General features: G+C 61.9%; 27 protein-coding genes. 11 read left to right on the top strand and 16 right to left on the bottom strand.

Annotated features, from left to right (window positions below; translation table 11 throughout):
• Nucleotides 1-107: 107 nt before the first annotated feature.
• The 7 genes from rsfS to JP75_RS16475 all read left to right on the top strand — a co-directional run bounded on the left by rsfS (nucleotide 108) and on the right by JP75_RS16475 (nucleotide 6,534).
• Complete coding sequence (rsfS, locus tag JP75_RS16505) at nucleotides 108-500, top strand: ribosome silencing factor (protein ID WP_051960804.1); 393 nt, start codon at nucleotides 108-110, stop codon at nucleotides 498-500.
• Between the two features lie 60 nt (nucleotides 501-560).
• Nucleotides 561-1,043 carry a 23S rRNA (pseudouridine(1915)-N(3))-methyltransferase RlmH gene (gene rlmH / locus JP75_RS16500; RefSeq protein WP_035085010.1) on the top strand — a complete coding sequence of 161 codons (483 nt, stop codon included), beginning with the start codon at nucleotides 561-563 and terminating at the stop codon, nucleotides 1,041-1,043.
• A gap of 158 nt (nucleotides 1,044-1,201) precedes the next feature.
• Entirely contained in the window at nucleotides 1,202-2,626 is a 1,425-nt protein-coding gene (locus tag JP75_RS16495) for a murein hydrolase activator EnvC family protein (protein ID WP_051960803.1), read from the top strand.
• Nucleotides 2,627-2,632: 6 nt separating this feature from the next.
• Nucleotides 2,633-4,024: a S41 family peptidase gene (locus tag JP75_RS16490; protein WP_051960802.1), complete on the top strand. Its 1,392-nt coding sequence runs from the start codon at nucleotides 2,633-2,635 to the stop codon at nucleotides 4,022-4,024.
• 89 nt (nucleotides 4,025-4,113) lie between these two features.
• Complete coding sequence (locus JP75_RS16485) at nucleotides 4,114-5,250, top strand: divergent polysaccharide deacetylase family protein (RefSeq protein ID WP_035085008.1); 1,137 nt, start codon at nucleotides 4,114-4,116, stop codon at nucleotides 5,248-5,250.
• A gap of 57 nt (nucleotides 5,251-5,307) precedes the next feature.
• Nucleotides 5,308-5,841, top strand: coding sequence for an RNA pyrophosphohydrolase (locus JP75_RS16480; RefSeq protein ID WP_035085211.1), 534 nt, complete (start codon nucleotides 5,308-5,310; stop codon nucleotides 5,839-5,841).
• Nucleotides 5,842-5,847: 6 nt separating this feature from the next.
• Complete coding sequence (locus JP75_RS16475) at nucleotides 5,848-6,534, top strand: aspartate/glutamate racemase family protein (protein WP_035085005.1); 687 nt, start codon at nucleotides 5,848-5,850, stop codon at nucleotides 6,532-6,534.
• A gap of 2 nt (nucleotides 6,535-6,536) precedes the next feature.
• Here JP75_RS16475 and JP75_RS25435 read toward each other — a convergent pair whose 3' ends face one another.
• From JP75_RS25435 to JP75_RS16440, 7 genes are all read right to left on the bottom strand, one after another.
• Nucleotides 6,537-8,690 (bottom strand): methyl-accepting chemotaxis protein, encoded by a 2,154-nt coding sequence (locus JP75_RS25435; RefSeq protein WP_051960801.1) that lies wholly within the window; start codon nucleotides 8,688-8,690, stop codon nucleotides 6,537-6,539.
• 203 nt (nucleotides 8,691-8,893) lie between these two features.
• Nucleotides 8,894-9,316: a F0F1 ATP synthase subunit epsilon gene (locus tag JP75_RS16465; protein ID WP_035085002.1), complete on the bottom strand. Its 423-nt coding sequence runs from the start codon at nucleotides 9,314-9,316 to the stop codon at nucleotides 8,894-8,896.
• Nucleotides 9,317-9,504: 188 nt separating this feature from the next.
• Nucleotides 9,505-10,944 carry a F0F1 ATP synthase subunit beta gene (atpD, locus tag JP75_RS16460; protein WP_035084999.1) on the bottom strand — a complete coding sequence of 480 codons (1,440 nt, stop codon included), beginning with the start codon at nucleotides 10,942-10,944 and terminating at the stop codon, nucleotides 9,505-9,507.
• Nucleotides 10,945-10,965: 21 nt separating this feature from the next.
• Complete coding sequence (locus tag JP75_RS16455; protein WP_035084995.1) at nucleotides 10,966-11,853, bottom strand: F0F1 ATP synthase subunit gamma; 888 nt, start codon at nucleotides 11,851-11,853, stop codon at nucleotides 10,966-10,968.
• A gap of 22 nt (nucleotides 11,854-11,875) precedes the next feature.
• The gene (gene atpA / locus JP75_RS16450) at nucleotides 11,876-13,411 is read right to left on the bottom strand and encodes a F0F1 ATP synthase subunit alpha (RefSeq protein ID WP_035084993.1); all 1,536 of its coding nucleotides are present in this window, start codon (nucleotides 13,409-13,411) and stop codon (nucleotides 11,876-11,878) included.
• Nucleotides 13,412-13,972 carry a F0F1 ATP synthase subunit delta gene (locus tag JP75_RS16445; protein ID WP_035084990.1) on the bottom strand — a complete coding sequence of 187 codons (561 nt, stop codon included), beginning with the start codon at nucleotides 13,970-13,972 and terminating at the stop codon, nucleotides 13,412-13,414.
• 237 nt (nucleotides 13,973-14,209) lie between these two features.
• Nucleotides 14,210-16,378, bottom strand: a complete 2,169-nt coding sequence (locus JP75_RS16440) for a primosomal protein N' (protein WP_152565879.1) — start codon at nucleotides 16,376-16,378, stop codon at nucleotides 14,210-14,212.
• Nucleotides 16,379-16,503: 125 nt separating this feature from the next.
• Between JP75_RS16440 and JP75_RS26610 the strand changes: the two genes are divergently transcribed.
• From JP75_RS26610 to JP75_RS25430, 4 genes are all read left to right on the top strand, one after another.
• A complete protein-coding gene (locus JP75_RS26610; protein WP_160194705.1) occupies nucleotides 16,504-16,680 on the top strand; it encodes a hypothetical protein in 177 nt (58 codons plus the stop codon).
• Between the two features lie 44 nt (nucleotides 16,681-16,724).
• A complete protein-coding gene (locus JP75_RS16435) occupies nucleotides 16,725-17,654 on the top strand; it encodes a tyrosine recombinase XerC (protein WP_051960800.1) in 930 nt (309 codons plus the stop codon).
• Between the two features lie 227 nt (nucleotides 17,655-17,881).
• Nucleotides 17,882-18,844, top strand: a complete 963-nt coding sequence (locus JP75_RS16430; RefSeq protein WP_051960799.1) for a DMT family transporter — start codon at nucleotides 17,882-17,884, stop codon at nucleotides 18,842-18,844.
• An 83-nt stretch (nucleotides 18,845-18,927) separates the two neighbouring features.
• Entirely contained in the window at nucleotides 18,928-20,391 is a 1,464-nt protein-coding gene (locus tag JP75_RS25430; RefSeq protein ID WP_152565878.1) for a hypothetical protein, read from the top strand.
• Between the two features lie 272 nt (nucleotides 20,392-20,663).
• Here JP75_RS25430 and JP75_RS16420 read toward each other — a convergent pair whose 3' ends face one another.
• The 9 genes from JP75_RS16420 to JP75_RS16385 all read right to left on the bottom strand — a co-directional run bounded on the left by JP75_RS16420 (nucleotide 20,664) and on the right by JP75_RS16385 (nucleotide 26,359).
• Nucleotides 20,664-21,446: a succinate dehydrogenase iron-sulfur subunit gene (locus tag JP75_RS16420; RefSeq protein WP_035084986.1), complete on the bottom strand. Its 783-nt coding sequence runs from the start codon at nucleotides 21,444-21,446 to the stop codon at nucleotides 20,664-20,666.
• A gap of 63 nt (nucleotides 21,447-21,509) precedes the next feature.
• Nucleotides 21,510-21,800, bottom strand: a complete 291-nt coding sequence (locus JP75_RS16415) for a hypothetical protein (RefSeq protein WP_152565877.1) — start codon at nucleotides 21,798-21,800, stop codon at nucleotides 21,510-21,512.
• Between the two features lie 26 nt (nucleotides 21,801-21,826).
• Nucleotides 21,827-22,258 carry a hypothetical protein gene (locus JP75_RS16410; RefSeq protein WP_035084980.1) on the bottom strand — a complete coding sequence of 144 codons (432 nt, stop codon included), beginning with the start codon at nucleotides 22,256-22,258 and terminating at the stop codon, nucleotides 21,827-21,829.
• Nucleotides 22,259-22,260: 2 nt separating this feature from the next.
• A complete protein-coding gene (locus JP75_RS16405; RefSeq protein WP_035084978.1) occupies nucleotides 22,261-22,803 on the bottom strand; it encodes an AprI/Inh family metalloprotease inhibitor in 543 nt (180 codons plus the stop codon).
• Nucleotides 22,800-22,973 carry a hypothetical protein gene (locus tag JP75_RS26605; protein ID WP_160194704.1) on the bottom strand — a complete coding sequence of 58 codons (174 nt, stop codon included), beginning with the start codon at nucleotides 22,971-22,973 and terminating at the stop codon, nucleotides 22,800-22,802. The genes JP75_RS16405 and JP75_RS26605 overlap by 4 nt, the downstream gene beginning before the upstream one ends.
• An 11-nt stretch (nucleotides 22,974-22,984) precedes the next feature.
• Nucleotides 22,985-24,796 carry a succinate dehydrogenase flavoprotein subunit gene (gene sdhA / locus JP75_RS16400; RefSeq protein WP_051960817.1) on the bottom strand — a complete coding sequence of 604 codons (1,812 nt, stop codon included), beginning with the start codon at nucleotides 24,794-24,796 and terminating at the stop codon, nucleotides 22,985-22,987.
• Nucleotides 24,797-24,801: 5 nt separating this feature from the next.
• Entirely contained in the window at nucleotides 24,802-25,194 is a 393-nt protein-coding gene (sdhD, locus tag JP75_RS16395; protein ID WP_035084974.1) for a succinate dehydrogenase, hydrophobic membrane anchor protein, read from the bottom strand.
• A gap of 2 nt (nucleotides 25,195-25,196) precedes the next feature.
• Nucleotides 25,197-25,583, bottom strand: a complete 387-nt coding sequence (gene sdhC / locus JP75_RS16390) for a succinate dehydrogenase, cytochrome b556 subunit (protein WP_035084972.1) — start codon at nucleotides 25,581-25,583, stop codon at nucleotides 25,197-25,199.
• A 560-nt stretch (nucleotides 25,584-26,143) separates the two neighbouring features.
• Nucleotides 26,144-26,359, bottom strand: a complete 216-nt coding sequence (locus JP75_RS16385; protein WP_035084970.1) for a DUF1674 domain-containing protein — start codon at nucleotides 26,357-26,359, stop codon at nucleotides 26,144-26,146.
• Nucleotides 26,360-26,380 lie beyond the last annotated feature (21 nt).

Raw genomic sequence — 26,380 nt, 5'->3', positions numbered from 1 at the left:
ACTGACGGCTTGCCGTTTGCCAAGACGCCGCAATATTCCGATCAACAACCAAGGATGCTGACTAATCGCATGACTCATGCTCGCGCATGGGCGGAAGGCCGTTTCTGATGGCCGCGCTGCCCAATAACACTGTTTCCGCCCCTGCAGCCGCCGCTGTGCCTTCGGTCGAATCGGCCGTCGAACTGATCCTCAACGTGCTCGATGACGCCAAGGCCGAAGAGACTGTGTCGGTCGATATCACCGGCAAGTCCTCGCTCGCCGACCACATGATCGTGACCTCGGGCCGCTCGCAGCGCCATGTCGGCGCCGTTGCCGACCAGATCATCCGTGCTCTGCGCGAAAATGGTTTCGGCAAGCCACGCGTGGAAGGCCTGCCTCATTGCGACTGGGTGCTGGTCGATACGGGCGATGTGATCGTGCATATCTTCCGTCCGGAAGTGCGCGAATTCTACAATATCGAGAAGATGTGGCAGGCGGACTTTTCCGCTGACGCTCACTAGTCGCGTCGGCCCGAAAAGTGGCTGCCGGTTTTCGGGCTGGCCGACGCGCAAGGAAAGCTCATGCGCATAGCCATTGCGGCCGTGGGCCGGATGAAATCCGGTCCCGAGCGCGAACTTGTCTCGCGCTATCTTGATCGGGCTATCGCCAGCGGCAAGCCGCTGGCTCTTACCGGTTTCGACGTTACCGAACTCAATGAATCCCGCGCCGGCTCGGCGGCCTCTCGAAAAGTCGAAGAGGCCAAGGTGCTGCGTGCTGCCCTGCCTGAGGGCATTCTGGTGACGCTCGACGAGCGCGGGAAATCATTGGGCTCCGAAGCCTTTTCCAACCTGCTTGGACGTTGGCGTGACGAGGGCAGGCCCGCGGTCTCCTTTGTCATCGGCGGGGCCGACGGCATCGATCTGGATTTCGTGAAAAACGCCGACCTGTCGCTGAGCTTTTCGCCCATGGTCTGGCCGCACCAATTGGTGCGCATCATGCTGGCCGAACAGCTTTACCGCGCCACGACCATTCTCTCGGGCCACCCCTATCATCGCGGCGACTGAGCGCCACAATTCTGGCACCTCCGCCCCATAGGCAGCGCGAAGAGGTGAGAAAATTATGGTTAAGCAACGTTAACCTGCGGTTTTCCCACCCTTTGCTAATCTCGCCTCTGAGTGATTCGGTGTGCCATGCGGGCAAGCCGCTGGACCCAGGAGTTTTCATGCCGGTTTGGCCGGATAGCATCGTCAGAGCGACGCTTGGCGGCATTGTGCTTGCCGGGGGATTTGCGCTGCCTTTGCTGGCACAGACCGAAACGCCTCCAGCCACGGCGACGCCTCCCGCGGCCGCTACCCCAACAGCAGCACCGACGACGCCCGCTCCTGCCGAAACGGCGCCTATAACGGAAGCCGCGCCCGCCGCCGAGACCGCTCCGCCAGCCGATGGCGAAGAAACGGCGCGCAATAACGCAGCCGATCTTGAGGAAGTGGAAGCCTCGCTGCAACTGAGCCGCGAGCGCATCGACGCCTTGAAGGCCGAAATCGCCGAAATGGAGGGTGACCGCACCCGCCAGAATGCCGCACTCATTGCCGCCGGCCAGCGGGTAAAACTGGCCGAAATCGAAGTCGCCGATGTCGAGGAGCGCCTTTCCAATCTCATCGTCGAGGAACTGGAAGTGCGCGGCCGGCTCGATGGCGCCGATGCCGAGATTGCCAATGTGCTGGCGGCTTTGGAACGCATTTCGCTTAATCCCCCGCCGGCCTTGATCGTCGACCCCAGCGACGCCCTGGGTTCGGCTCGCGGCGCCATGCTGATTGCCGCCATCGTGCCGCAACTGCGCGAGCGGGCGGATACGGTGGGCGCTGACCTCAAATCGCTGATGGCGATCAAGGAACAGGCGCTGGCCGAAGAGGCGACTTTGAAAGCCAATTATGCCGTGCTCGAGGAAGAGCAACTGCGCATCGCGACGCTGATCGCGGCGCGAAAACAGGGCATCGAGCAGGTGGGTGCGCAATTGAGCACCGAGGAACAGGCGGCCGTCGACCTTGCCGAACGCGCCAGCACGCTGCGCGAACTCATCGACGCCCTCTCGGCCCGCGCCAACCAGACCCAGACCGGCACCGCGCCTGCTCAGCCGGATATGCCGCAGCTTTCGCCCGAAGCGATCGCTCTCGCCTTTGCCAATGCGGCGCGTACCGAACCGGCCGTGCCCTTCCCGCTAGCAAAAGGCTATCTCGCCCAGCCGGCCAATGGCGTCACCGTGGTGCAGTTTGGCGCCGGCGATGGCTTTGGCGGCATTTCGCAGGGCCAGTCCATCGTCACCCGTGCCGAGGCGCAGGTGGTGGCCCCGGCCGATGGCTGGGTGCTCTATAAGGGCCCCTACCTCAATTATGGCCAGATCGTCATTCTCAATACCGGACAGGGTTTCACCACCCTGCTGGCCGGGCTTGAAACCATTTCCGTCGATATCGGGCAGTTCGTCCTTTTGGGCGAACCGCTGGGACAGATGGGATCACGCACAATTGGGCGGACCGTGACCACCAATGCTGGCAACGCCCAGCCGACGCTTTATATAGAATTGCGACAGAACAACGAGCCCATCGACCCGGAAAGCTGGTGGGCCCCGAGCGAACAACAGACGGGATAGTAATCCATGCGCTTGACCACCCTTCGCGCCGCCGCCCTTGGTGTGGCGCTGCTCATCCCGACCGTGGGGATTCTGGCGCAGGACGCGCCGCCGACCCCCGAGACGCCGGTGGAAGAGCCCAATCCGAGTGGCGAGCAGCCCGAGCCCACAGCCGAAGAGCTCAAGAAGGAACCGCGCGATCCCCTGGAGATCTATGCCGATCTCAACCTTTTTGGCGAAATCTTTGATCGCATCCGCGCCGAATATGTCGATCCCCCAGACGAGCAGGAGCTGATCCGCGCCGCCATCCAGGGCATGCTGACCTCGCTCGACCCCCATTCTGGCTATCTGCCGCCGCAGGATGCCGATGAATTCCGCCAGGACACTTCGGGCGAATTCGGTGGCCTCGGCATCGAAGTCACCATGGAAGAGGGCACGATCAAGGTCATCTCGCCCATCGACGATACCCCGGCCGCCCGCGCCGGCATTCTGGCCAATGACTTCATCATCGAGCTCGACGGCGTTTCCATCCAGGGCCTGTCGCTCGACGAAGCCGTCGAAAAGATGCGTGGCCCGGTGGGCACGGATATCACCGTGACGGTCGCCCGCGAGGGTGTCGACAAGCCGCTCGAATTCAAATTGACCCGCGCCACCATTGCCATGCGCGCCGTGCGCTGGACCATGGAGGGCGATGTCGCCGTGCTGCGCCTCGCCCGCTTCTCGGCCCAGGCCTATATCGGTATCGAAAACGCCATCAGGGATATTTACGAAGAGCGCGACGGCGTGGCGCCTAAGGGCATCATCCTTGACCTGCGCAACAACCCCGGCGGTCTCGTCGACCAGGCCGTCTATGTCGCCGACGCCTTCCTCAAGCAGGGCGCGGTGGTCTTGACCCGTGGCCGCACCGAGCAGGAAAGCGCCCGCTACGATGCCGAGCCCGATCCGCTCGACGAACAGCTCGCCGATGTGCCGCTGGTCGTGCTGATCAATGGCGGCTCGGCTTCGGCCTCCGAAATCGTCGCCGGTGCTCTCCAGGACCACAAGCGCGCCACGCTTGTCGGTACGCGCTCCTTCGGCAAGGGTTCTGTGCAGTCGATCATCTCGCTCGGCCCCGATGGCGCCATGCGCCTGACCACGGCCCGCTACTACACCCCAGACAACCGCTCCATCCAGGCTCTCGGCATCACGCCCGATATCGAGATCCGCCAGGTGGTGCCGGCCGAATTCCAGGGTCGCGACGAGATCGTCGGTGAAGCCGGGCTCGCCGGTCACATCACCATCGAAGGCCAGGAAGAAAGCACCGTCGGCTCCTCGGTCTATGTGCCGCAGGAAGCAGCCGATGACGCCCAGCTTCAATATGCGATCAAGCTGATCAATGGCGAAGAGACCAACGCGGCCTATCCGCCAAAGGCGGAGTAACGGCTGAGCCGTGCTAGACTGGGGGCGCAACGGGTTGATTCGCCGCTGCGCCCCCATTTACTTCTCTCTTGGGTAGGGCCGGACTGCCGATGGCCAATGATTTGAGTACGCCCCTGACCGGTCGCCGTCAGCGCCTCAAGAATGCCTTGGGGCGCCCGCACCTGCCCATAGCGCGCATCCTTTTCGGCCTGATCGGCATCATCGTCATCGGCACCGTGGCGCGCCTCGTTCTCGTTGACGATCCGACGGGCGGACGGCCGAGCCAGGAAGCCGGCATCGTCAATTCGCAGGTGGGCAATAGCGTCGCCGATACGGCCGCTTCGGGCCCAGCCACGATCACTGCAGACCCGCAGCAATATCCGGCAGATGGCTCGATCACGGCCGTGCCGCCGCCCGGCGAAACCGCCAGCGCCGAAGCCCATCTCGCCCCCGACAGCGCCGGCATCGTGCCTGAACTCAGCGAGGAAACGGCCAATGGCCCCATTCCGCGCATTTCGAGCACCGGTGAGACGCCTTTTGCCACCTATCACTACCCCTTCGAGGCGGCCAGCGCCGGCACCGGTCCGCGCATTGCGCTCATCGTCACCGGGCTCGGTATCAACGAACAGGGTTCGCTCGACGCCATCGCCCAGCTCCCCGATCTCGTGACGCTCGCCTTTGCGCCCTATGGCAAGGCACTCGAAAAGACCGTTGCCGTCGCCCGCGGCGGCGGCCACGAGGTCATGCTCGAAGTGCCATTGGAACCCTTCGATTTTCCGCAGAACGATCCCGGCCCGCATACTCTGCTCACCGGGGAGCCGCCGCGTGAAAATCTCGAAAAGCTCTTTTGGCTGATGGCCCGCTTTGGCGGCTATTTTGGCATCATCAACAATATGGGCGCGCGCTTCACCGCCTCGGCCGGCGATTTCGGTCCGGTGATGGAAGAGCTGGGCGCGCGCGGCGTCGGCTATATCGACGATGGCTCGTCCAATCGCTCGGTTTCGGCCCAGCTCGCCAGCGCCAACAAGGTGCCCTATGCGCGGGCCAGCATGCTGATCGATGCCAATCCGGCGCGCTCATCTATTCTCTCAGCGCTGGACAGCCTTGAAGCCGAAGCCATGGAACATGGCAGCGCAATCGGTATTGTCAGCGCATTGCCCATTTCCATCCAGGCCGTCTCGGAATGGTCGGCCGGCCTTGATGGCAAGGGTATCGCGCTGGTTCCCGCCAGCGCGCTGATGCAATAGCGTCTCAGAGACTGGCTAGCTTTGGTCCGCTGGGCGCCAACAGAACTGACCGAAACCATGTCCTCTATTCCGAGCCGAGAATCCCTTCCCTATCGCGACTGCGTCGGCATTGCCGTCTTCAATGCAGAGGGCAATGTCTTTGTCGGCCGCCGCAAATCCGACGACCCGGAAAAGTCGGCGGACTATGACGCGCCTTGGCAGATGCCGCAGGGCGGGATCGATGCGGGCGAGGACCCGCTGCGCGCCGCGCTGCGCGAACTCTATGAAGAAACCAATATCTCGTCCGTGAGCCTCCTCGCGGAAGCCCCGGAATGGATCTATTACGACCTGCCCGACGAACAGCTCGGCAAGGCGCTGAAGGGAAAATATCGCGGCCAGCGCCAGCGCTGGTTTGCCTTTGCCTTTACCGGCACCGATGGGGATATCGATGTGGCCTCGCCCGGCGGCGGCAAGTTCCACGCCGAATTCGACGCCTGGCGCTGGGAGCGCCTGTCGCGCACGCCGTCCCTCATTGTGTCGTTCAAGCGCGAGGCTTATGAAAGGGTTGTCGAAGCTTTTATCGACATCCCGCAACGCTTTACCCACGCGTAAGACAACATGAAGACCATAGGCCTTATCGGCGGCATGAGCTGGGAATCGACGGCTCATTACTATCGCATTCTCAACCAGGAGACGGCGGCGCGGCTCGGTGGGCTGCATTCAGCGCCGGTGCTGGTGGATTCGCTCGATTTTGCGCCGATTGCCGAGCTGCAATCGGCGGGCAAATGGGACGAGGCCGGGGCACTGCTCAACCGCTCGGCGCTGCGGCTGCAAGCGGCTGGTGCGGAGGTCATCGGACTTGCGACCAACACCATGCATCTCGTTGCCGAACAGATGATGCAGGGTGTGAATGCCCCATTCGTCCACATTGCCGATCCGACCGCCGATGCGCTCCTCGCCGATGGATATACGACCGTGGGCCTGCTCGGCACGCGCTTCACCATGGAAATGGGCTTTTATCGCGAGCGGCTGGAACAGCGCGGCCTCACCGCACTCATTCCCGAGGTCGACCGCACCAATCTCAACGGCATCATCTATGACGAGCTCTGCCGCGGCATCGTCCGCGAAGAGTCGCGAAAAGTCTATGTCGACGCGATTGCCCGCCTCGCCGCGCGGGGCGCCGAGGCGGTTATTCTGGGCTGCACCGAAATCGGCATGCTGATCGACGATGCCGTCAGCCCCCTGCCCGTCTTCGATACGACGGACCTGCATGCCCGCGCGCTGGTGGGCGCGGCCCTCGCCTGAAGTCAGGCAGCGTTGCGGACGCGGGACGGTCCGGCCTCCTGCAGTTGAAAAATGTCGACGATGCGATCGAGCGCCTGGGTTTGGGCCTCGGTCTGCTCGATGGCAGCATGAGTCTCCTGCACCAGGGCCGCATTGTGCTGGGTGACTTCATCGAGCGTGTGAATGGACGAGGTAACCTCGCGAATGGCGGCGGCCTGCTCGCGGCTGGCGCGAGCGATGGCACCGACAAGCTCGGTATTCTGTTGCATCACGTCGAGCATCTGCATCAGCTTGTTGCCGGCCGCAGCCACCAGCTCCTCGCCGCTTTTCACTTCGCTGCCGCTCTTTTCGACCAATTGCTTGACCTCGGATGAGGCCTGGGCCGTCGATTGGGCGAGACGCCGGACTTCGACGGCAACTACGGCAAAGCCCTTGCCCGCCTCGCCCGCGCGCGCCGCTTCCACTGACGCATTGAGCGCCAGGAGATTGGTCTGGAAGGCAATGTCGTCGATCAGCCCGATGATATTGGCGATCTGGCCGGACGAATGGGTGATGCGGTGCATCGCTTCCGTCGCTTCGTTCATCACCGTGCCGCTCTGCTCCGCCACCGTGGCGACCGAAGCCGTCTTTTGGGCGGCTTCCTCAGCGCGGCCGGCATTTTCCACCACCGTGTCCGCGAGAGCTTCCATGGCTGCAGACGTCTGCTCGATGGTGGCAGCCTGGCGCGTCGTGCGGTCGGAGAGATCATTGGCCCCGCTCAGCAATTCGCCGCCGGCGACGCGCAGCGATTTGGCCGTCGCCTGCAATTGCTGCATGACATCGGCAAAGCGCTCCACCGTGCCATTGAGGGCGAGCCGCAGGTCTTCGAATTCGGCGGGAAAGGGCGTCGCGATGCCGCCGGTCAGATCGCCATCGGCGAGCTGTTTCAATCCGGCACCGAGCGCCGCGACCGACTGCTTTCGCGCGGTGACATCGGTTGCGAACTGCACGATTTTATAGGCTTGGCCGGCATCGTCGCAGATCGGGGTAAAGGTGCTTTGGATCCAGACTTCGCGTCCATCGCGCGAACGCCGCCGATATTCGCCGCTCTTGAACTCGCCGGCCGCGAGATCGCGCCAGAACTGTTTATAGCTTTCGCTCTGCGGGGTCGCATCGAACAGGAAGAGCGCGTTGGGCTTGCCGACGATCTCATCGAGACGATAGCCGAGGAGATTGAGGAAGTTGTCGTTGGCTGATGCCACCGTGCCATCGAGATTGAACTCGACGACGATCTGCGAGCGCGAAATAGCCTGCAATTGGCCGTTATGGTCGGCAGCTTCGATCAGATGTTGCCGGGCCTGCGCGTCGAGCGCCGCCTTCTGCGCGGCATTGCTGCGGAACACTTCCACCGTGCGCGCCATCAGCCCGAGCTCATTGCCGTTTTCGAGATAGGGAATGGCGTGCTCGAGATCGCCTTCGGCAATGGCCGCCATGGCTTCGGAAAGCCGGGGAATGGGCTTGGTGATGGCCCGGGAGACGAGGAAGGCGGAAAGGCCGAGCACCAGCACCGCCAGCGCCACGATGCCTGAAAGCACTAGCATGGAGCGATTGAGCACCGCTTCGATCGGCGCGCGGGCCACGGCCACCATCAGGGCGCCGATAACCGTACCGTCTTCCTTGGCAATGGGCTGGTAGCGGAGGAAATAGCCCGCGCCGGCAATGTCGCCATCGGTCGTCACCGGACCATTGGCAAGAAGCGCGGCATGGATGGGCGAGCCCGCGGCAATGGACTGGTCGAGGAGGCGTTCACCGGTCGCATTGGTGAGGCTGGTCGTGCCGACGACGAAATCAGGCGACTGTTCGGGATCGAGCACATAGATGGCGACATGCTGCCCGGCGACGCCGGCAATGGCGTCGATCATGTCATTGGTACGGAAGCGCGGCATGCTGCGACCGGTCAGCGCCTCGACATTGCCGGTCGCGTCCACGACCACTTCGAGATTGGGCAGATTGACCTGAAAGATTTGCGCGGCGATGCGGGTCGAGGAGCGGATGGCGTCCTGGGCATCGCTGCTGACGGTGCCGGAGAGGGTGACGAAGAGGGCTCCCAGAATGGTCAGGCCGACAAGGATAATGCCGATGATCGACATGGCCGCGATGACCACGGTGAGCCGCAGATGGCTGAGGATAGAATGCATGTTTGTCCCCGAAACACCGGCGTCCCAACGCCGCGTTCGGGAAAGACTGAGGCACAAACGTTAACTGAAGTTTGCCGCAGGATCAAAACCGCGCAGTACCAATAGCTTGCTCAAATTCTAGGCAGGGCTGACGGCACCCCAAACAAAAGGCCGCCCCCTTTCGGGAGCGGCCTTTTCAGAGAACTTTGGGCAGAGCCCGAGGCTTAATGAACGTGACCCTCATTAAGCTGTTGCGCTTCCATCGCGAGGTTCAAGAGGGCGCTGACGAACTGCTGGGCATAGGACTTGTCCTCGGGCGTTTCGGCCCGGGCCAATTCTTCCTCGGCAGCCTTGATCTGGGCCTGCAGGTCCGAATGGTCGAATTCGGTGAAGGGCACGGATTCTTCGGCAAGGATCGTCAGGCCGGTGGGCGAGACGTCGGCAAAGCCACCACGCACGAAGAAGATTTCAGCCGAATTGTCGCCGGTCACGGTGATGAAACCGGGACGCAGGGTCGTCATGAAGGGCGCGTGGTCGGCCATGACGGTGAAATAGCCCTCGGTGCCCGGCACGCTGACCGACTGCACTGTCTGCGAGACCAGCAGACGCTCGGGCGACACGATCTCGATCTTGAGGCCTTCAGCCATTTTTTTGGGTCCCCTAGAGCGTTTTCAGCAAAAGTGGTTCCACCTTTGCGGTTCGAAAGCGCGACCACTGAAATATTTAGAGCCATTTCACCGTTCGGAATAGCGGGGAAATTCTCTACCGGAGAAAACCCGAAGCATCGGGCTTAGACGCTGGGCTCGTCGCGGACGACGAGCCCAAGTGGCAAAAATCAGGCAGCCTGGGCTGCGAGCTTCTGGGCCTTCTTGACGGCATCTTCGATGGTGCCGACCATGTAGAAAGCAGCTTCCGGCAGGTGATCGTATTCACCCTTCACGAGGCCGGCAAAGCCCTTGATGGTGTCGGCGAGCTGCACGAACACACCAGGCGAACCGGTGAACACTTCGGCCACGTCGAAGGGCTGGGACATGAAGCGCTCGATCTTGCGGGCGCGGGCCACAGTCAGCTTGTCTTCTTCGGAAAGCTCGTCCATGCCGAGGATGGCGATGATATCCTGGAGCGCCTTGTACTTCTGCAGGATGGCCTGCACGTCACGGGCGACTTCGTAGTGCTCCTGACCAACAACGTTCGCGTCAAGAATACGCGAGTTGGAGGCCAGCGGGTCCACAGCCGGGTAGATACCCTTTTCCGAGATGGCACGGTTGAGAACGGTCACCGCGTCGAAGTGGGCGAAAGAGGTCGCCGGCGCCGGGTCGGTCAAGTCGTCGGCCGGCACGTACACGGCCTGCACCGAAGTGATCGAGCCCTTGTTCGTGGTGGTGATGCGTTCCTGCATCGCGCCCATGTCGGTCGCCAGCGTCGGCTGGTAACCCACGGCGGAAGGAATGCGGCCCAGAAGAGCCGACATTTCAGCACCGGCCTGGGTAAAGCGGAAGATGTTGTCCACGAAGAACAGCACGTCCTGGCCCTGGTCGCGGAAGTTTTCTGCAACGGTGAGACCGGTCAGAGCGACGCGAGCGCGGGCGCCGGGGGGCTCGTTCATCTGGCCGAAAACGAGGGCGCACTTGGAACCAACGGCAGAGCCACCGTTCTCATGCGGGTCCTTGTTCACGCCCGATTCGATCATTTCGTGATAGAGATCGTTGCCTTCGCGGGTGCGCTCACCGACGCCAGCGAACACCGAGTAACCACCGTGCGCCTTGGCGACGTTGTTGATCAGTTCCTGGATCAGAACGGTCTTGCCCACGCCAGCGCCGCCCATCAGGCCGATCTTGCCGCCACGAGCATAGGGAGCGATCAGGTCGACGACCTTGATGCCGGTGACCAGAACCTGCGATTCAGGGTTCTGTTCGGCAAAGGACGGCGCATCCTGGTGGATTTCGCGCTTGGTCTCGGAGACGATCGGACCGGCTTCGTCGATCGGCTCGCCGATGACGTTCATGATGCGGCCCAGGGTGACGTCGCCGACGGGCACGGAGATAGCCGAACCAGTGTCGGAGACTTCGGTGCCGCGGACCAGACCTTCGGTCGTGTCCATGGCGATGGTGCGCACAGCGTTCTCGCCGAGATGCTGGGCAACTTCCAGCACCAGGCGCTGACCGTTGTTGGTGGTTTCAAGTGCGTTCAGGATGGCGGGCAGGTGATCGTCGAACACCACGTCAACGACGGCGCCAATGACCTGCGAAACGCGACCGGCCTTTTTTTCTGCCATTTGTTCGTCCTCGCTGATGGGTTAGAGCGCTTCCGCGCCGGAAATGATTTCGATGAGTTCTTTGGTGATCTGGGCCTGACGCTGGCGGTTGTAGCTCAGCTGCAGCTTTCCGATCATTTCGCCGGCGTTACGGGTCGCATTGTCCATGGCGGACATCTGCGCACCGTAGAACGAGGCGCTGTTTTCCAGCATGGCGCGGAACACCTGCACGCTGATATTGCGCGGCAGCAGGTCTTCGACGATTGCCTCTTCGCTCGGCTCGTATTCGTAGATCACGGTAGAGGCAGCGGCTTCGCCCTGACCCTCGACACGTTCGATCTTTGCCGGGATGATCTGGATGGCCGTCGGCTCCTGGCTGATCACCGAATTGAACTTGGCATAGAACAGGGTTGCCACGTCGAATTCGCCGGCAGCAAAGAGGGCCTGGACCTTCTGGCTGATCTCGCTGGCCTGCGCAAAGCCGATATTCTTGACTTCGCGATAGCTGACGGTCTCGATGATCTTGTCAGCGAACTGGCGCTTGAGGATATCGTGACCCTTGCGGCCGACGGTCAGGAACTTGACCGTCTTGCCGGCAGCGATGAGCTTGTTGGCGTGATCGCGCGCCAGACGCGCGATCGAAGAGTTGAAACCACCGGCAAGGCCACGCTCGCCAGTCGCCACGATCAGAAGATGGACCTGATCCTTGCCATTGCCGCCCAGGAGGACGGGAGCATCCGACTGGCCATCATAGACGGCAGCCAAGCTCGCCAGCACCGCACCCATGCGCTCTGCATAGGGGCGGGCCGCTTCTGCAGATTCCTGGGCACGGCGGAGCTTAGCCGCCGCGACCATCTGCATGGCTTTGGTGATCTTCTGCGTCGACTTGACCGAGTCGATCCGGTTCTTAAGATCCTTTAGCGACGGCATTGCCTGTCGTCTCCTTCAGGGCTCAGGCCGCGTAGGTCTTCTTGATATCGTCAAGAGCCGACTTCAGCTTGGCGCGGGTGTCGTCGCTGAGCTGCTTTTCGGCAGCGATGGTCTTCAAGAGGTCGGCGTGCTTGGAACGCAGGTTCGAGAGAACGTGCTTTTCGAAGTCCTGGACCTTGTTGACCGGAACGGTGTCGAGATAGCCCTGACCACCGGCAAAGATCACCGCAACCTGTTCTTCCGTCTTGAGCGGAGCGAACTGGGGCTGCTTGAGCAGTTCGGTGAGACGCGCACCACGGTTCAGGAGGCGCTGGGTTGCAGCATCGAGATCCGAACCGAACTGGGCGAAGGCGGCCATTTCGCGGTACTGCGACAGTTCGCCCTTGAGCGAGCCGGCAACCTGCTTCATTGCCTTGACCTGAGCCGAGCCACCAACGCGCGAAACCGAGAGACCAACGTTCACGGCAGGACGGATGCCCTGGAAGAACAGGTTGGTTTCAAGGAAGATCTGGCCGTCGGTGATCGAGATCACGTTGGTCGGAATGTAGGCCGACACGTCGTTTGCCTGGGTTTCGATAACCGGCAGAGCGGTCAGCGAACCAAGACCGTGGTCTTCGTTCATCTTTGCAGCGCGTTCGAGCAGACGGCTGTGGAGGTAGAAAACGTCGCCCGGGTAAGCTTCGCGGCCCGGCGGACGACGCAGCAGCAGCGACATCTGACGGTAGGCAACGGCCTGCTTGGTCAAATCGTCATAGGCGATAACGGCATGCTTGCCATTGTCACGGAACCACTCGCCGATGGCGCAGCCGGTGAACGGCGCGATGTACTGGAGCGGAGCCGGATCCGAAGCGGTTGCCGCGATCACGATCGAGTACTGGAGAGCACCCGATTCTTCGAGCTGACGCACGAACTGTGCAACGGTCGAACGCTTCTGGCCAACAGCGACATAGATGCAGAACAGCTTATCGGTGTCCGAAGCGTCGGCATCATGGGCCGGCTTCTGGTTGAGGAACGTGTCGAGAATGATGGCGGTCTTGCCGGTCTGGCGATCGCCAATGACGAGCTCGCGCTGGCCACGGCCGATCGGGATCAGCGCGTCGATGGCCTTGAGGCCAGTCGACATCGGCTCGTGCACCGACTTGCGCGGCAGAATGCCGGGCGCCTTGACGTCGACGCGGCGGCGTTCGGTGTGCACGATCGGGCCCTTGCCGTCGATCGGGTTGCCGAGACCGTCAACGACGCGCCCGAGCAGGCCCGGACCAACCGGAGTGTCCACGATGGCGCCGGTACGCTTGACGACGTCGCCTTCCTTGATGGAACGGTCATTGCCGAAGATCACGACGCCGACATTGTCGGTTTCGAGGTTCAGCGCCATGCCCTTGATGCCGCCCGGGAACTCGACGAGCTCACCGGCCTGCACCTTGTCGAGACCATAAACACGGGCAATACCGTCACCGACGGAGAGCACCTGACCAACTTCGGAAACCTGGGCTTCCTGGCCGAAATTCTTGATCTGGTCCTTGAGGATCGCAGAAATTTCCGCGGCTTTGATGTCCATTTATCCGACCTCTTTCATGGCGATTTTCATCGCGGCGAGTTTTGTCTTGATTGAAGAATCGATCATCTGGCTGCCGACCTTCACCTGAAGGCCGCCGATCAGCGAGGGATCGACAAACTGGTTGAGCGTAACGGTCTTCCCGAGCTTTGCCTTGAGCGTATCGCTCAGGGCCGCAACCTGCTCAGAGGTGAGCGGCGCTGCCGAGGTGACTTCTGCAGTGGTCTCACCGCGTGCCGCAGCGGCCAGTTCGCGGAAACCGACAATGATATTGTCGAGCGCGAAGAGGCGACCATTCTTGGCCACGAGGCGCAGGAAATTGGCAACCAGCGGATTGACCTTGGCCTTATTCAGGATCGCGTCGAGCGCAGCCGCCTTCACATCGCCGGAAATCACCGGGGAGTGCAGGTAGCGCGAGAAATCGTCGCTTTCGCCGATCAGGCGGGAAATATCGGAAAGGCCGGTTTCGACCGAGGCCAGCTGATTCTCGCTCTGGGCGAGATCAAACAGCGCCGACGCATATGGCCGCGCGATCTGGGTAAGCACTGAATTCTGCGCTGCCAATGTCGCTTCACCCTCTTATGTTGCCGTTCCCTGAGTAAAAATCAGGCCGGCTTCTTCAACGCTTGGGACGTGTCCGGAAATTGGGCCCAAGTCGGACTTCCCCTAGCCGGACCCTTCAAGTCGGGCTCGCTCTAACACAAGCCAAGCGGGCCTTGCAAGGCTGGGCGGCATGATTCAATTGCGGCGAAAATGTCGCAGGCTTGTCATGGGGACAAACCGGCTTTTTCGAGCGAACGGCTACATGAAACTCATGGGGTCGATATCGACCTGAATTTTGAGGTCACCCTTGGGCTTTTCGGCGCTTGAAAGCCAGAAGCGGACATAGCCGGAGAGATCAAAATCCTTGCTCGATTGCGCGAGGAGCCGCACCCGGTGCCGGCCGCGGATCATGGCGACGGGCGCATCGGCGGGGCCAAAGAGCCTGACGCCTTCGGCCATGGGCGCCGCCGAGAGCAGCAGGCGAGCAAAATTGGTGGCATTGTCGTGGTCATTGGCCGAGATGATGAGGGCCGCAAGACGCCCGAAGGGCGGCATGCCGCCGGCTTCCCGTGCTAGAATTTCCTGCGCATAAAAAGCCTCGCGATCGCCCGAAACCATGGCCTTCATCACCGGATGATCGGGATGATAGGTCTGCAAGAATGCCTTGCCGTGGCGAGACGCGCGACCGGCGCGGCCAGCAACCTGGGTTAGGATCTGGAAGGTTTTCTCCGCGGCACGCGGATCGCCATGGGCAAGTCCGAGATCGGCATCGAGCACACCGACGACCGAGAGCTTTTCGAAATGATGGCCTTTTGAGACGAGCTGCGTGCCGATGATGAGATCATATTCGCCCCGCTCGACCTCGGCAAAGCGTTCGCGCAACTGGGCGTGACTGCCCATATCGGTAGAAAGAAGCACGCGGCGGGCATTGGGGAAGCGGACAGCCGCCTCCTCGGCGACGCGCTCGATACCCGGGCCGACCGGCACGAGACTATCCACCTGCCCGCATTCGCTGCAGTGCTTTGGCGTGCGCACCTCGTGGCCGCAATGGTGGCACATGAGTACGCCGCGGAACCGGTGCTCGACCATCCACGATGAGCAATCCGGGCATTTGTACTGGTGGCCGCAGGCATTGCAGAGGGTGAGTGGGGCATAGCCGCGACGATTGAGGAACAGCAGCGCCTGTTCGCCGCGATCGAGCGCGGCAAAGACTTCGCGGGCGAGCAATGGCGCGATCCAGGAGCCTTTTTCCGGTCCGTCAATGCGCATGTCGATGGCGGTAATGTCGGGCATGGCCGCTTCGGCAAAGCGGCTTTCGAGCCGCACATGCGCATAGCGCCCCTGATTGGCATTGTTTCGCGATTCGACAGACGGGGTCGCGGACGACAGCACCACTCGCGCCTGCGAAAACTGGGCGCGAACCACCGCCATGTCGCGAGCGTGATAGGTAAAACCTTCAGACTGTTTGTATGCGCCGTCATGCTCTTCATCGAGCACCAACAGGCCCAGTTCGCGAAAGGGCAGAAACAGCGCCGAACGGGCGCCGACCACGGCCCGCACGGTGCCATCGAGCACGCCGCGCCAGACTTTTGAGCGCTGCACCGGCGTCATGTCGGAATGCCATTCGGCCGGACGGGTGCCGAAACGGCGGGTGAAGCGATCAATAAAAGTGTTGGTCAGCGCAATTTCGGGCAGCAGGATCAGCGCCTGGCGTCCCTCACGCAGCGTATCGGCTACGGCTTCGAAAAAGACTTCGGTCTTGCCGCCGCCGGTGACGCCATCGAGTAGCGCGACGCCAAAACGGTGCGGATCGAGCGCCAAAATATCGTCGAGCGCCGCCTGCTGCTCAGGATTGAGTTTTGATGGCGCCCCATCCGCATCAGGCGGCATGACCACGGGCGGTGCCGGGATTTCGAGTTTTTCGAGGGCCCCTGCCCGCTCTAGCCCATCTATGACCGAAGTGGAGACACCGGACGCGCCAACAAGGGCCGGCTTAGGCCAGGCCATGTCGTCCATCAGCGCATCGAGGACGCGGAGGCGCGCCGGAGTGAGTTTTTCGGGTTCGATTCCGGTGCGGCGATAGGCAATAACCGGCTTTGGCGCATCGAGCGCTTCGGGCGAGCGCAGCACGCCGCGCAAAACCTGGCCGGGGGCGGTAATCGTATAGCGCGCCACCCATTCGACGAGTTTCAGCAATTCCTCGGAGAGCGGCGGCACGTCATAGACATAGGCCACGTCGCGCAGGCGATTGTGGGCGATATTGTCCTTGGGCGCGCCCCAGACGACGCCGAGGGTGAGCCGTGGCCCGAGCGGCACGGCGACGATGGAGCCGCGCTCGACCACCATATGTTCGGGTACGCGATAGCTATAGGGGCCCTCTACGGCGACCCCCACCATGACCGCTACAATGTCCATCCGCGTCTGCATCTCTGCCCGTTCGGTTCGCATCGACCCATGAGAATTGCAAGCGATTCGGCCCGTCTCTCCATGCTGACAGACCCTGTCACTGCGTTCACTTAATGTTCTTGGGAGGAAAAAAACAGGAGGACGTCATGATTGGAAGTGAAAATCGGCGTGACCCGGGCGATCTCGTCGCCATTGCCCGCAATGCCAGCCTCTATGACTGGCTGATCAATATTGCCCGGCCGCGCCGCCTGCCGGTGCCCTCGCGCCTGCGGGCCGACCTCGGCCTGCCGCCACAAGCCGACGAAGCCCGCTGGCCTTATTGACCAAGGCTAGAGATCGGTAACCCTGCCGATGTAGACTCCCCGGCATGACCGACAGCGCCTTTGCCACCGATGCCTTTGTTCAGTCCCAGATCGCGCTCTGGATGCGCGAACTGGGATCGGTGAAACGTCTGGCCGCCAACACCCTTGAAGCCTATGGGCGCGACCTCGGCCAGTTCATGAGTTTTTTGGCCGGCCACATGGGCGGCCCGATCTCGCTGCAATCGCTGAAAGAGCTGCGCGCCGCCGACATCCGCGCCTTCATGGCGCAGCGCCGAGAGGAAAGCCTCGGCTCGCGCTCGCTGGCGCGGGTGCTCTCGGCGCTCAAAAGCTTCTTTGCCTTTTTGGAGCGCGAGGGCGTGCTGGCGACAGAAGCTTTTAACGCCATCCGCACCCCGAAAATTCCGCGCTCGCTGCCCAAGGCGCTGACGGTGGTGGAGGCGAAAAACACCATCGCCGCTGTCGACGAAATGGAAGAGCAGCCATGGGTCGCCGCGCGCGACATGGCCGTCATTTCACTCTGCTATGGCGCGGGCCTGCGTATCTCTGAAGCCCTTGCCCTGACCAAAGACGATCTCGAAAGCGATGTACTGCGCGTGACCGGCAAGGGCGGCAAAATCCGCATGGTGCCGTTGATCACACCAGTGCGGCAGGCCATCGACGAATACCTAAAACTCAGCCCCTTCAAGCTCTGGCCTGAAGACCCGTTGTTTCGTGGTGTACGCGGCGGAGTTTTGTCAGCTCGACTGATCCAGAAGCGCATGGAGCAATTGCGCAGCGCACTCAGTCTGCCCCCCTCGGCGACGCCGCACGCGCTGCGACACTCCTTCGCCACGCACCTGCTCGGAAAAGGGGGCGACCTCCGTGCCATCCAGGAATTGCTGGGCCATGCGAGCCTTTCCACGACCCAGATCTATACCGCGGTCGACACCGAGCGGCTGATGGAAAGCTATGCCAAGGCGCATCCGCGCGGCTAAAGCGTTGCCGCTGGACGGATTCGCTGCAGTCCGCCTTTCCAACCGTACCCACCGGTACTATAGGAACAAAAATGTCTTCGCGCCCGCAGATTTCGCTTTCGCTGATTTCGCTTCTCGGCCCCATACGGGTCCGGGCCGAAGGCTGACATCCAGCATTTGGCAACCCGGCCCGCGCCTTGCGGTGTCCGGCAGGAGACTTCGGGGCGGGGCCAGAAAGAACAAACCCCATGAGCGCCCCAGAAACCGCCGCCCCATCGCCAGCGCAAACCCAGCCGAAAATCGACATGCTCGGCTATGGCCTCGCCTTTGCCGGCGCGGCGCTGTTTTCGACCAAGGGCATTTTCATCAAGCTGGCCTTTGCCCAGGGCGTCTCGGTGGAGGCAACGCTGGCCCTGCGCATGATGATGGCGCTGCCGATCTACCTCGTCATTCTGGCAATGCTTTTGCTGCGCAACCCAAAGCTGCGCGGGTTGATGACGCCGGGTCGATTGTTGGGCGCCATGGGCGTCGGCGCATTAGGCTATTATCTCTCGAGCTATCTCGATTTTGCCGGCCTCAATTTCGTCTCGGCGCAATATGAGCGGCTGGTGCTCTTCACCTATCCCTTCTTCGTGCTGCTGTTCGGCGTCTGGTTCTTTGGCGACCGGATGAACTGGAAACTCGTGCCGGCCATGCTGCTGAGCTATTCCGGCCTCATGGTCATCTTCGCCTGGAATCTCAGCGTCGAACCCGATGGGTTGGTGGCGGGCACGCTTTTCGTGCTGGGCTCGGCCCTGACCTTCGCCTTTTACCAGCATCTGGCCAAGCGGCAGATGCTGGTGCTGGGCACCATGCTCTTCACCTGCGTCGGCATGTCGACTGCCGCTGTCCTCGCCATCGGCCAAAGCCTGGTTGTCGATGGCCCCGACACCTATGCCGCCTTCACCCCCAATATCTGGGCCATCGGCCTGATGCTGGGCATCTTCGGCACGGTGCTGCCGTCGTTCCTGCTCAATGGCGGCATTGCGCGGATCGGGGCGCGGGCAACATCGTCCACAGCGTCTTTCGGGCCGATCGTGACCATCGCCCTGGCGGTTTTTGTTCTGGGCGAGGCCTTTACCTGGATCCATGCGCTGGGCACGGGCCTGGTGCTCCTCGGCTCCTGGCTTTTTGCCCGCACGGACAGAAATAGCCGATCCCGAACAAAATAATCGACAGCATTTGCGCTTTGGACTGCCGCAAAGCCGCTGTAATCTCCCCGCAGAACGAGGGTGCAAAACCGGAGGGACAACCGATGCGCGCGATTAGTCACGTCATGGCGGGAAGCTTGCTTGGCCTCGCCTTGATGGCCGGCATGACCATGCCAAGCCTGGCCCAGAAACACTCTACACCTGCCGCTTCGACGGTGGATTTCGGCGATGATTCCTCCGATTGGGCCAAGGACGGGGAGTGCGACGACCCGCGCTTCACTGGCGAGGGCGCAGCTTCGGAACTGGTCGATGCCGACCTGATGAAGGACGCGACCGACTGTAAGGCTGCCTTCGAGGCTGGCACCGTTACCCTCAAGGACGACGGCACCGCCACGGCGGCCGCCAGCACCGATATCGATTTTGGCGACGATTCCTCCGAGTGGGCCAAGGACGGCGAATGCGACGACCCCCGCTTTACTGGAACAGGCTCCGCCTCCGAATTGGTCGATGCCGATATCCGTAAAGACGCGACCGATTGCAGGGCCGCTTATGAGGCCGGTACTGTCACTCTTGTAGAAGGCGGAGAAATTCCGACCACGACAACCGCCGCCGCCGTGGACTTTGGCGATGATTCCTCCGAATGGGCCAAGGATGGCGAATGCGACGACCCGCGCTTTACCGGTGCAGGCTCGGCCACTGAACTTGTCGACGCCGACCTGATGAAGGACGCCACCGATTGTAAGGCCGCCTTCGAGGCCGGCACCGTCACCCTCAAGGATGGCGGCTCGACCGCAGTCGCAACCATTGAAGACATCGATTTCGGCGACGATTCCTCGGAATGGGCCAAGGACGGCGAATGTGATGATCCCCGCTTTGAAGGCACGGGCGCCGCTGACGAACTGGTCGATGCCGACCGCATGAAGGACGCCACCGACTGCCAGGCAGCCTTTGAAGCCGGCACTGTCACCCTCAAGGACGGCGGCTCCAACCCCGTAGCCGCGATCGACTACGGCAACGACTCCTCCGAATGGGCCAATGACGGCGAATGCGACGACCCGCGCTTCACCGGTAAGGGCGTTGCCAGCACGACGCTCGCCGAAGACATCAAGAAGGACGCCACCGACTGCCGCGAGGCCGTCGAGGCGGGCCGCGCCGTCTATAATGGCGAACAGCAGGCCGCTGCCTTCGACTTCGGCTCGGATTTTTCCCGCTGGGCCAATGATGGCGAATGCGACGACCTCCGCTTTGAAGGCGCCGGTGTCGACAAAAAACTGCTCTCGGAAGACCTGATGGGCGACGCCACCGACTGCCGCACCCTGCTCGACGAAGGCAAGATCGCCATTCGCCTCGTCTATACGCCTGAATATGCCGCCGGCGCGCCCTATGACAGCTCGGACATCGACTTTGGCGACAATTCCTCGTCCTATTCCAATGACGACGAATGCGACGACCCGCGCTTCGAAGGCCCGGGTACCGCAACGACCCTGCTCGACAGCGACCGCCTCGCCGACGCCGACGACTGCCGTGCGGCTTATGAGGCGGGTACGATCGTGCTGATTGAAGGCTGAGCTCAGCCATCGTCACCACCGGGCCATCCTCGGACTTGATCCGGGGACCCGGTGGTCCATTCTTGTGGCGAGATGGATTGCCGGGACAAGCCCGGTAATGACGACCAAAGAGAGATTTGAACGGCGGGGCAATGCTCCGCCGTTTTGCTTTTGGCGGCTACCGGCCCCCGCCTTCCCCCACGGTGGCTGGGATGTCAGCGTGGCTGAACCGCACCCCCAAACAAAAAGGCCCGCAGCGAAGCCGCGGGCCCCAAAATTACAAAAACCTAAAATTAAGCGGCCTTGCGCTCGACCATCATCTTCTTGATCTGGGCGATGGCCTTGGCGGGGTTGAGACCCTTGGGGCAAACTTTTGCGCAGTTCATGATGGTGTGGCAGCGATAGAGCTTGAAGGGGTCTTCAAGATTGTCGAGGCGCTCACTGGTGGTTTCGTCGCGGCTGTCGATCAGCCAGCGATAGGCCTGCAAGAGGGCTGCGGGGCCGAGATACTTTTCGCCATTCCACCAATAGGACGGGCACGAGGTCGAGCAGCAGGCGCACAAAATGCACTCATAGAGGCCGTCGAGCTTGGCGCGGTTTTCGACCGACTGCGTCCATTCCTTTTCCGGCGTGGGCGAGGTGGTCTTCAGCCACGGCTCAATGGCGCGGTGCTGGGCGTAGAAATTGGTCAGGTCCGGGACGAGATCCTTCACCACCGGCATATGCGGCAGCGGGTAGATCTTCACCGGGCCCGAGGAGTCATCCATGCCCTTGGTGCAGGCCAGGGTATTGAGCCCGTTGATGTTCATCGAGCACGAGCCGCAAATGCCTTCGCGGCAGGAGCGGCGCAGGGTCAGGGTCGGATCGACCTTGTTCTTGATGTAGAGCAGCGCGTCGAGAATCATCGGGCCGCAATCGTCGAGATTGACGAAATAGGTGTCGATGCGCGGGTTCTCGTTTTTGTCCGGATCGTAGCGGTAGATATGGAACTCGCGGAGGCGTGTGGCGCCCTCCGGCTTAGCCCAGGTCTTGCCCTTTTGCGGCTGGTCGGCCTTGCGCAAAGTCAGTTCGGCCATTTTCTCAACTCTTCCTTCGTAAGCGCCGCTCAACCCGGCGCAAATTCATGTGTCGCTCAGAACTCAGTAGTTCGGCTTGCAGACCTGGTTCGATTTGGCGACGTAGGTATTGTAGGCGTCGTATTCCCCGGCAGCGGGCGAGCCGCCCTTCATCGAGGCGATGACGACGCCCATGAACCTCTCGTCGATCAGCGTCATGGCCGCATCGGCCTTGCAGCCGCAGAGCGTCGCGTCCTGGGCAATGCCCATGCAGACCGAATAAAACTCTTCCTTCTGCGCCGCAGTGGGCGCCGCGGCGAAAGCGGGCAGCGCGCCGGCAAAAAGGATCGGCAAGGCCCGGATCAGCTTGTGCATGCTCACTCCATGGAGCGTGTGAAAATTCATCGCGCACCCTTCCGGATGACGAGCTTGAGGCCGGACCAGATCTCGTCCACCGCGCAGACTTTTACGTCGACAAGGCCAAGCGGCAGGACGATCTCGCGAATGGTGTCTTCGGTAATGTCAGTCGGCACCTTGCTGGCCTTTTTCGGCCAACTCACCCAGATCATCCCGTCGCGGGCAATGAGCCCCATCAGCGGCTGCGCCAACTTTTCGAGCACGGCGCGGCTGGCGGTGAAGAGGTGGATGAAATTGTAGCCCTGCTTGATATCGCCGAGCTGGTCGAGCGTGATGCGCGATGATTCGGCAAAAGTGCGGGACGCCGTGAGATCGACAAGGGAGACCGGCAGGTCGATGAAGAGGGCGCGGAACTCGTCCTTCAGACCCAACTTCTGCGCCAGTGGCGTACCAGAATATCCGGCCAGACCGCTCATGGCTAAACCCCGCCCCGGCTGAGTTTGACCGTTGTCGGGCCGAACATGGTGTTGACGGTGCCGAGATACGCCCCGGCATTGTCCGCGACGAGCTGGCCGCGCAACTGGCCCGAAGCATCGGTCAGGACGACGCCGTTGCCGGCGACCATCCAGCCGGCAAGGGCTGAAAATTCATTGGAACAGAAACCGGTCTGGTTGGCCTGCAATGCGCCCGACGTACCGGCCAGCGGCGTGACACTGAAGGACAGGGTGCAATTGCGGGCATAGCTGTCCGAGAGCGTCCAATTACCGATCATGGCATTGGTCATGGCCGGGGACGCAGGCGCATTGCCGACCGAGAAACTGCCCCCGGTGACGACGCGCTGGCCGGTTACCGGATCGACCTGGCTATTGGTGGTAGCGACGCCGTTGCTGCCGAATGCCGTCTGCTGGGTCTGGCCATACATGCCGGTCGCCGGAGGCGCATTGGAAGCCATCGAAAACGAACCAGTCGAACAACCGGCCAGCGCCAAAACTGCAGCAGAAGTGAGAAGCAGTCGGATCATGGCGCAACCTTCTTTGCCGGCGCCGCCACATCGGGCGACGCCTTGCGATCGAGCGGCCCATGCTCCTTGGGAAGCGGTTTTGCCGCCGCCTTGCCATAGCTTGAATAGAAAGCGGCCGCGAGCGCGTCGCGGTCGTCTTCATGGTCAGAAGCCTGGCACTGCTCGCACATGCTTTCTGTCCTCAGTAAACGCGCGCCTTGGGCGCGATCTTCTTGAGGTCGATGCCGCCCTGGTCATAGGGGGTCAGCGGGTCGACAATCACCGGACGATAGGAGAGCTCGACCTTGCCGGTGTCGATATCGACCAGCGCCAGCGTGTGCTTGCGCCATTCGACGTCATCGCGGCTCGGGAAATCCTCATGCGCGTGGGCGCCACGCGATTCGTGGCGGGCTTCTGCCGAAACCACCGTCGCCATGGCGCAGGCCATGAGGTTTTCGAGTTCGAGGGTTTCGACGAGGTCCGAATTCCAGATCAGCGAGCGATCGGTCACCTTCACATCGTGGAGGCGCGAATAGATCTCGCTCATCGCCTTGACGCCGCTCTTGAGCGAAGCGTCGGTGCGGAACACGGCGGCATCGGCCTGCATGGTGCGCTGCATCTCGTCGCGCAGCTTTGCCGTGGGCTGGGAGCCATTGGCATTGCGCAGGCGATCAAAGCGGGCAAGGATTTTTGCGTCCGAAGCGGCATTGATGCCGGGGATTGGCGCCGACTTGTCCATCACCTTGCCGGCACGGATGGCGGCGGCGCGGCCAAAGACCACGAGGTCCGTGAGGGAATTGGAACCGAGGCGATTGGCGCCATGCACCGAGGCGCAGGCAGCTTCGCCCACGGCCATCAGGCCCGGCACGATGCGGTTGGGGTCGTCCGGCGTGGGGTTGAGAACTTCGCCGTGATAGTTCGCGGGGATGCCGCCCATATTATAGTGCACGGTCGGCAGCACCGGGATCGGCTCGCGGGTGAGGTCAACACCGGCAAAGATCTTGGCCGATTCGGTGATGCCCGGCAGGCGCTCGTGCAGCACTTTTGGATCAAGATGATCGAGGTGCAGGTAGATATGGTCCTTGTTGGGACCGACGCCGCGGCCTTCGCGGATTTCGAGCGTCATGCAGCGCGAGACGACGTCGCGCGAGGCGAGATCCTTGGCGTTGGGCGCATAGCGCTCCATGAAACGCTCGCCCTCGGAATTGGTGAGGTAGCCGCCCTCGCCGCGCGCGCCCTCGGTGATGAGAACGCCGGCGCCATAGATGCCGGTGGGGTGGAACTGCACGAATTCCATATCCTGCAGCGGCAGGCCGGCGCGGGCGACCATGCCATTGCCGTCGCCGGTGCAGGTATGGGCCGAAGTCGCCGAGAAATAGGAACGGCCATAGCCGCCGGTTGCCAGCACCACCATCTTGGCGCGGAAACGATGCAGCGTGCCGTCGTCGAGCTTCCAGGCGATGACGCCCTGGCACTCGCCATTTTCGCCCATGATCAGGTCGAGCGCAAAATACTCGATGAAGAACTGCGCGTCGTTCTTGACCGATTGGCCATAGAGCGTGTGGAGAATGGCGTGGCCGGTGCGGTCGGCGGCGGCGCAGGTGCGCTGCACCGGGGGGCCATCGCCGAATTCCGTCATATGGCCGCCGAAGGGGCGCTGGTAGATTTTGCCGTCCTGCGTACGGCTGAACGGCACGCCGTAGTGCTCAAGCTCATAAATGGCAGCCGGGGCCTCGCGCGCCAGATATTCCATGGCGTCGTTGTCGCCCAGCCAGTCCGACCCTTTTACGGTGTCGTACATGTGCCACTGCCAGCTATCGGGACCCATGTTCTGCAGCGAAGCGGCAATGCCGCCCTGGGCTGCCACGGTATGCGAGCGCGTGGGAAAAACCTTGGTGATGCAGGCGGTATTAAAACCCTGCTCGGCCATGCCGAGGGTGGCGCGGAGGCCGGCGCCGCCAGCGCCAACCACCACCACGTCGAATTCATGGTCGATCAGTTCGTAATTGGCCATTTCGATCAACCCCAGAAGACGATTTTAAGCACAGCGCCGGCGCCGGCGAGGCCGACGATCAGGCAGAAGAGCGTGTTGAGCAGCATGGTCAGGCGATACATGGAGCCGGCGAAGTAATCTTCGAGCGTATCGCGCATGCCGTTGCGCATGTGCACGGCCGCAATGGCGATCAGCAGCGCGAGCGGCACACCGATCCAGAAATTGCCGATGACCGAAACCATGTCGGCGCGGTCTTGCCCGGCAAGACGCACGACGATGAACAGCAGGAGCCCAAGGAAGAGGACGTTGATCAGGCCGGTCACGCGCTGCGTAATAAAGTGGCGCGTCGAAGCCTTGGCATCGCCATAGTGGGTCTTGGGATTGGCGATCGAAGCGGGAGTGATGACGGTTTCACGCATGTTCAAGCCATCCACACAAAGACGGTCCAGATAAGAAGGGTGATGACCACCGAGGCAGCGAGCGTGGCCCAGGCCATCAATTCGCGCTGACCGGGCTCCATCATCGCGGCAAAATCCCAGACCCAGTGGCGCAGGCCACCGAGCATGTGATGCACGAGGCTCCAGGTGAAGCCGAAGAGCACGAGTTGGCCGAACCAGCTACCATAGACGAGGTTGACAAGATTGAGCGCTTCCTGATCGGCGGCAGCGGCAACCAGCCAGATCGCCAAGAGCGCCATGCCGGCATAATTGGCAATGCCGGTGGCGCGATGGATGATCGACATGGCCATCGTGATCGTCCAGCGATAAATCTGGAGGTGCGGAGACGTAGGGCGGGCTCTGACCGACATGGGACTTTCCGGGGGGCCTGAGGACGCTAGGGAAAGGCGTCCAGTTTGGAATAGTTCGAGATTACTACTCGCCAATTGTTACGAAATCAAAGACGTTTCCGGGATCGATCCGGCGTTTTTGGCGAATACCGCACTTTGTTCGTATATCGCACAACATGTTCGCGGGACGCGCGGCTGTGTTGACGTGAGCAGAGCTAAATTATGGATGGCGATGAGGCGTGTGGGGGTGATCGGCAGACGTAGAAGACTTATCCATCTTATCCCCGCCCCGAATTATGCCCCCATAATAGCCCCATCCAACCTCGCATGGACGGTCTGCAGACGACAGTAGCGAGGGGGCCCGGCAGGGGATCGTCTCCCATGCACGTTCGGGGCTGGCCGCTTGCGACGAGCGATCAAAAGTCGCCGATAGTTCCCGCCCGAAAAGAGGGCACTCCGGAGCGGTATCCGCTTCACATACTGAAATACTTCGAGGCGAATGCCGCTCCGGGGTCCGTCCACCAAAGACAATCCCGCAGCGCCAGCTCGCGGGAGCAAAACCTATGGCGCCATAGCGTCCTTCAAAAATCGCTGGTGAGACCCTTGATCTCCCAGTCGCCATAGCGGCCGGGCTCCAGGCCACCGCGGCCGCCCTTTTCCTTCGGCGCCATGGCAGTCGCCGCGTCGATCTCGTTGCGGCGCGCTTGGGCTTCGGCGAGGGCGCGCTGGGCGGCGGGGGTGAGAATTTTGGGTTCGGCTTCTGCCGGAATGTCTTCCGGCGTAGTGCTATCGGTCATGGTCGGGTTCGCATTACAATA

The organism is Devosia riboflavina (assembly GCF_000743575.1).
In the GTDB taxonomy this organism is placed as follows: Bacteria; Pseudomonadota; Alphaproteobacteria; order Rhizobiales; family Devosiaceae; genus Devosia; species Devosia riboflavina.
This window is presented reverse-complemented; position numbering and strand designations above follow the sequence as displayed.

What these genes read in the sequence shown, in the direction of transcription:
- rsfS (WP_051960804.1), top strand. Translation starts at nt 108, where the DNA reads ATGGCCGCGCTGCCCAATAACACTGTTTCCGCCCCTGCAGCCGCCGCT.
- rlmH (WP_035085010.1), top strand. Translation starts at nt 561, where the DNA reads ATGCGCATAGCCATTGCGGCCGTGGGCCGGATGAAATCCGGTCCCGAG.
- JP75_RS16495 (WP_051960803.1), top strand. Translation starts at nt 1,202, where the DNA reads ATGCCGGTTTGGCCGGATAGCATCGTCAGAGCGACGCTTGGCGGCATT.
- JP75_RS16490 (WP_051960802.1), top strand. Translation starts at nt 2,633, where the DNA reads ATGCGCTTGACCACCCTTCGCGCCGCCGCCCTTGGTGTGGCGCTGCTC.
- JP75_RS16485 (WP_035085008.1), top strand. Translation starts at nt 4,114, where the DNA reads ATGGCCAATGATTTGAGTACGCCCCTGACCGGTCGCCGTCAGCGCCTC.
- JP75_RS16480 (WP_035085211.1), top strand. Translation starts at nt 5,308, where the DNA reads ATGTCCTCTATTCCGAGCCGAGAATCCCTTCCCTATCGCGACTGCGTC.
- JP75_RS16475 (WP_035085005.1), top strand. Translation starts at nt 5,848, where the DNA reads ATGAAGACCATAGGCCTTATCGGCGGCATGAGCTGGGAATCGACGGCT.
- JP75_RS25435 (WP_051960801.1), bottom strand. Translation starts at nt 8,690, where the DNA reads ATGCATTCTATCCTCAGCCATCTGCGGCTCACCGTGGTCATCGCGGCC.
- JP75_RS16465 (WP_035085002.1), bottom strand. Translation starts at nt 9,316, where the DNA reads ATGGCTGAAGGCCTCAAGATCGAGATCGTGTCGCCCGAGCGTCTGCTG.
- atpD (WP_035084999.1), bottom strand. Translation starts at nt 10,944, where the DNA reads ATGGCAGAAAAAAAGGCCGGTCGCGTTTCGCAGGTCATTGGCGCCGTC.
- JP75_RS16455 (WP_035084995.1), bottom strand. Translation starts at nt 11,853, where the DNA reads ATGCCGTCGCTAAAGGATCTTAAGAACCGGATCGACTCGGTCAAGTCG.
- atpA (WP_035084993.1), bottom strand. Translation starts at nt 13,411, where the DNA reads ATGGACATCAAAGCCGCGGAAATTTCTGCGATCCTCAAGGACCAGATC.
- JP75_RS16440 (WP_152565879.1), bottom strand. Translation starts at nt 16,378, where the DNA reads ATGCAGACGCGGATGGACATTGTAGCGGTCATGGTGGGGGTCGCCGTA.
- JP75_RS26610 (WP_160194705.1), top strand. Translation starts at nt 16,504, where the DNA reads ATGATTGGAAGTGAAAATCGGCGTGACCCGGGCGATCTCGTCGCCATT.
- JP75_RS16435 (WP_051960800.1), top strand. Translation starts at nt 16,725, where the DNA reads ATGACCGACAGCGCCTTTGCCACCGATGCCTTTGTTCAGTCCCAGATC.
- JP75_RS16430 (WP_051960799.1), top strand. Translation starts at nt 17,882, where the DNA reads ATGAGCGCCCCAGAAACCGCCGCCCCATCGCCAGCGCAAACCCAGCCG.
- JP75_RS25430 (WP_152565878.1), top strand. Translation starts at nt 18,928, where the DNA reads ATGCGCGCGATTAGTCACGTCATGGCGGGAAGCTTGCTTGGCCTCGCC.
- JP75_RS16420 (WP_035084986.1), bottom strand. Translation starts at nt 21,446, where the DNA reads ATGGCCGAACTGACTTTGCGCAAGGCCGACCAGCCGCAAAAGGGCAAG.
- JP75_RS16415 (WP_152565877.1), bottom strand. Translation starts at nt 21,800, where the DNA reads ATGCACAAGCTGATCCGGGCCTTGCCGATCCTTTTTGCCGGCGCGCTG.
- JP75_RS16410 (WP_035084980.1), bottom strand. Translation starts at nt 22,258, where the DNA reads ATGAGCGGTCTGGCCGGATATTCTGGTACGCCACTGGCGCAGAAGTTG.
- JP75_RS16405 (WP_035084978.1), bottom strand. Translation starts at nt 22,803, where the DNA reads ATGATCCGACTGCTTCTCACTTCTGCTGCAGTTTTGGCGCTGGCCGGT.
- JP75_RS26605 (WP_160194704.1), bottom strand. Translation starts at nt 22,973, where the DNA reads ATGTGCGAGCAGTGCCAGGCTTCTGACCATGAAGACGACCGCGACGCG.
- sdhA (WP_051960817.1), bottom strand. Translation starts at nt 24,796, where the DNA reads ATGGCCAATTACGAACTGATCGACCATGAATTCGACGTGGTGGTGGTT.
- sdhD (WP_035084974.1), bottom strand. Translation starts at nt 25,194, where the DNA reads ATGCGTGAAACCGTCATCACTCCCGCTTCGATCGCCAATCCCAAGACC.
- sdhC (WP_035084972.1), bottom strand. Translation starts at nt 25,583, where the DNA reads ATGTCGGTCAGAGCCCGCCCTACGTCTCCGCACCTCCAGATTTATCGC.
- JP75_RS16385 (WP_035084970.1), bottom strand. Translation starts at nt 26,359, where the DNA reads ATGACCGATAGCACTACGCCGGAAGACATTCCGGCAGAAGCCGAACCC.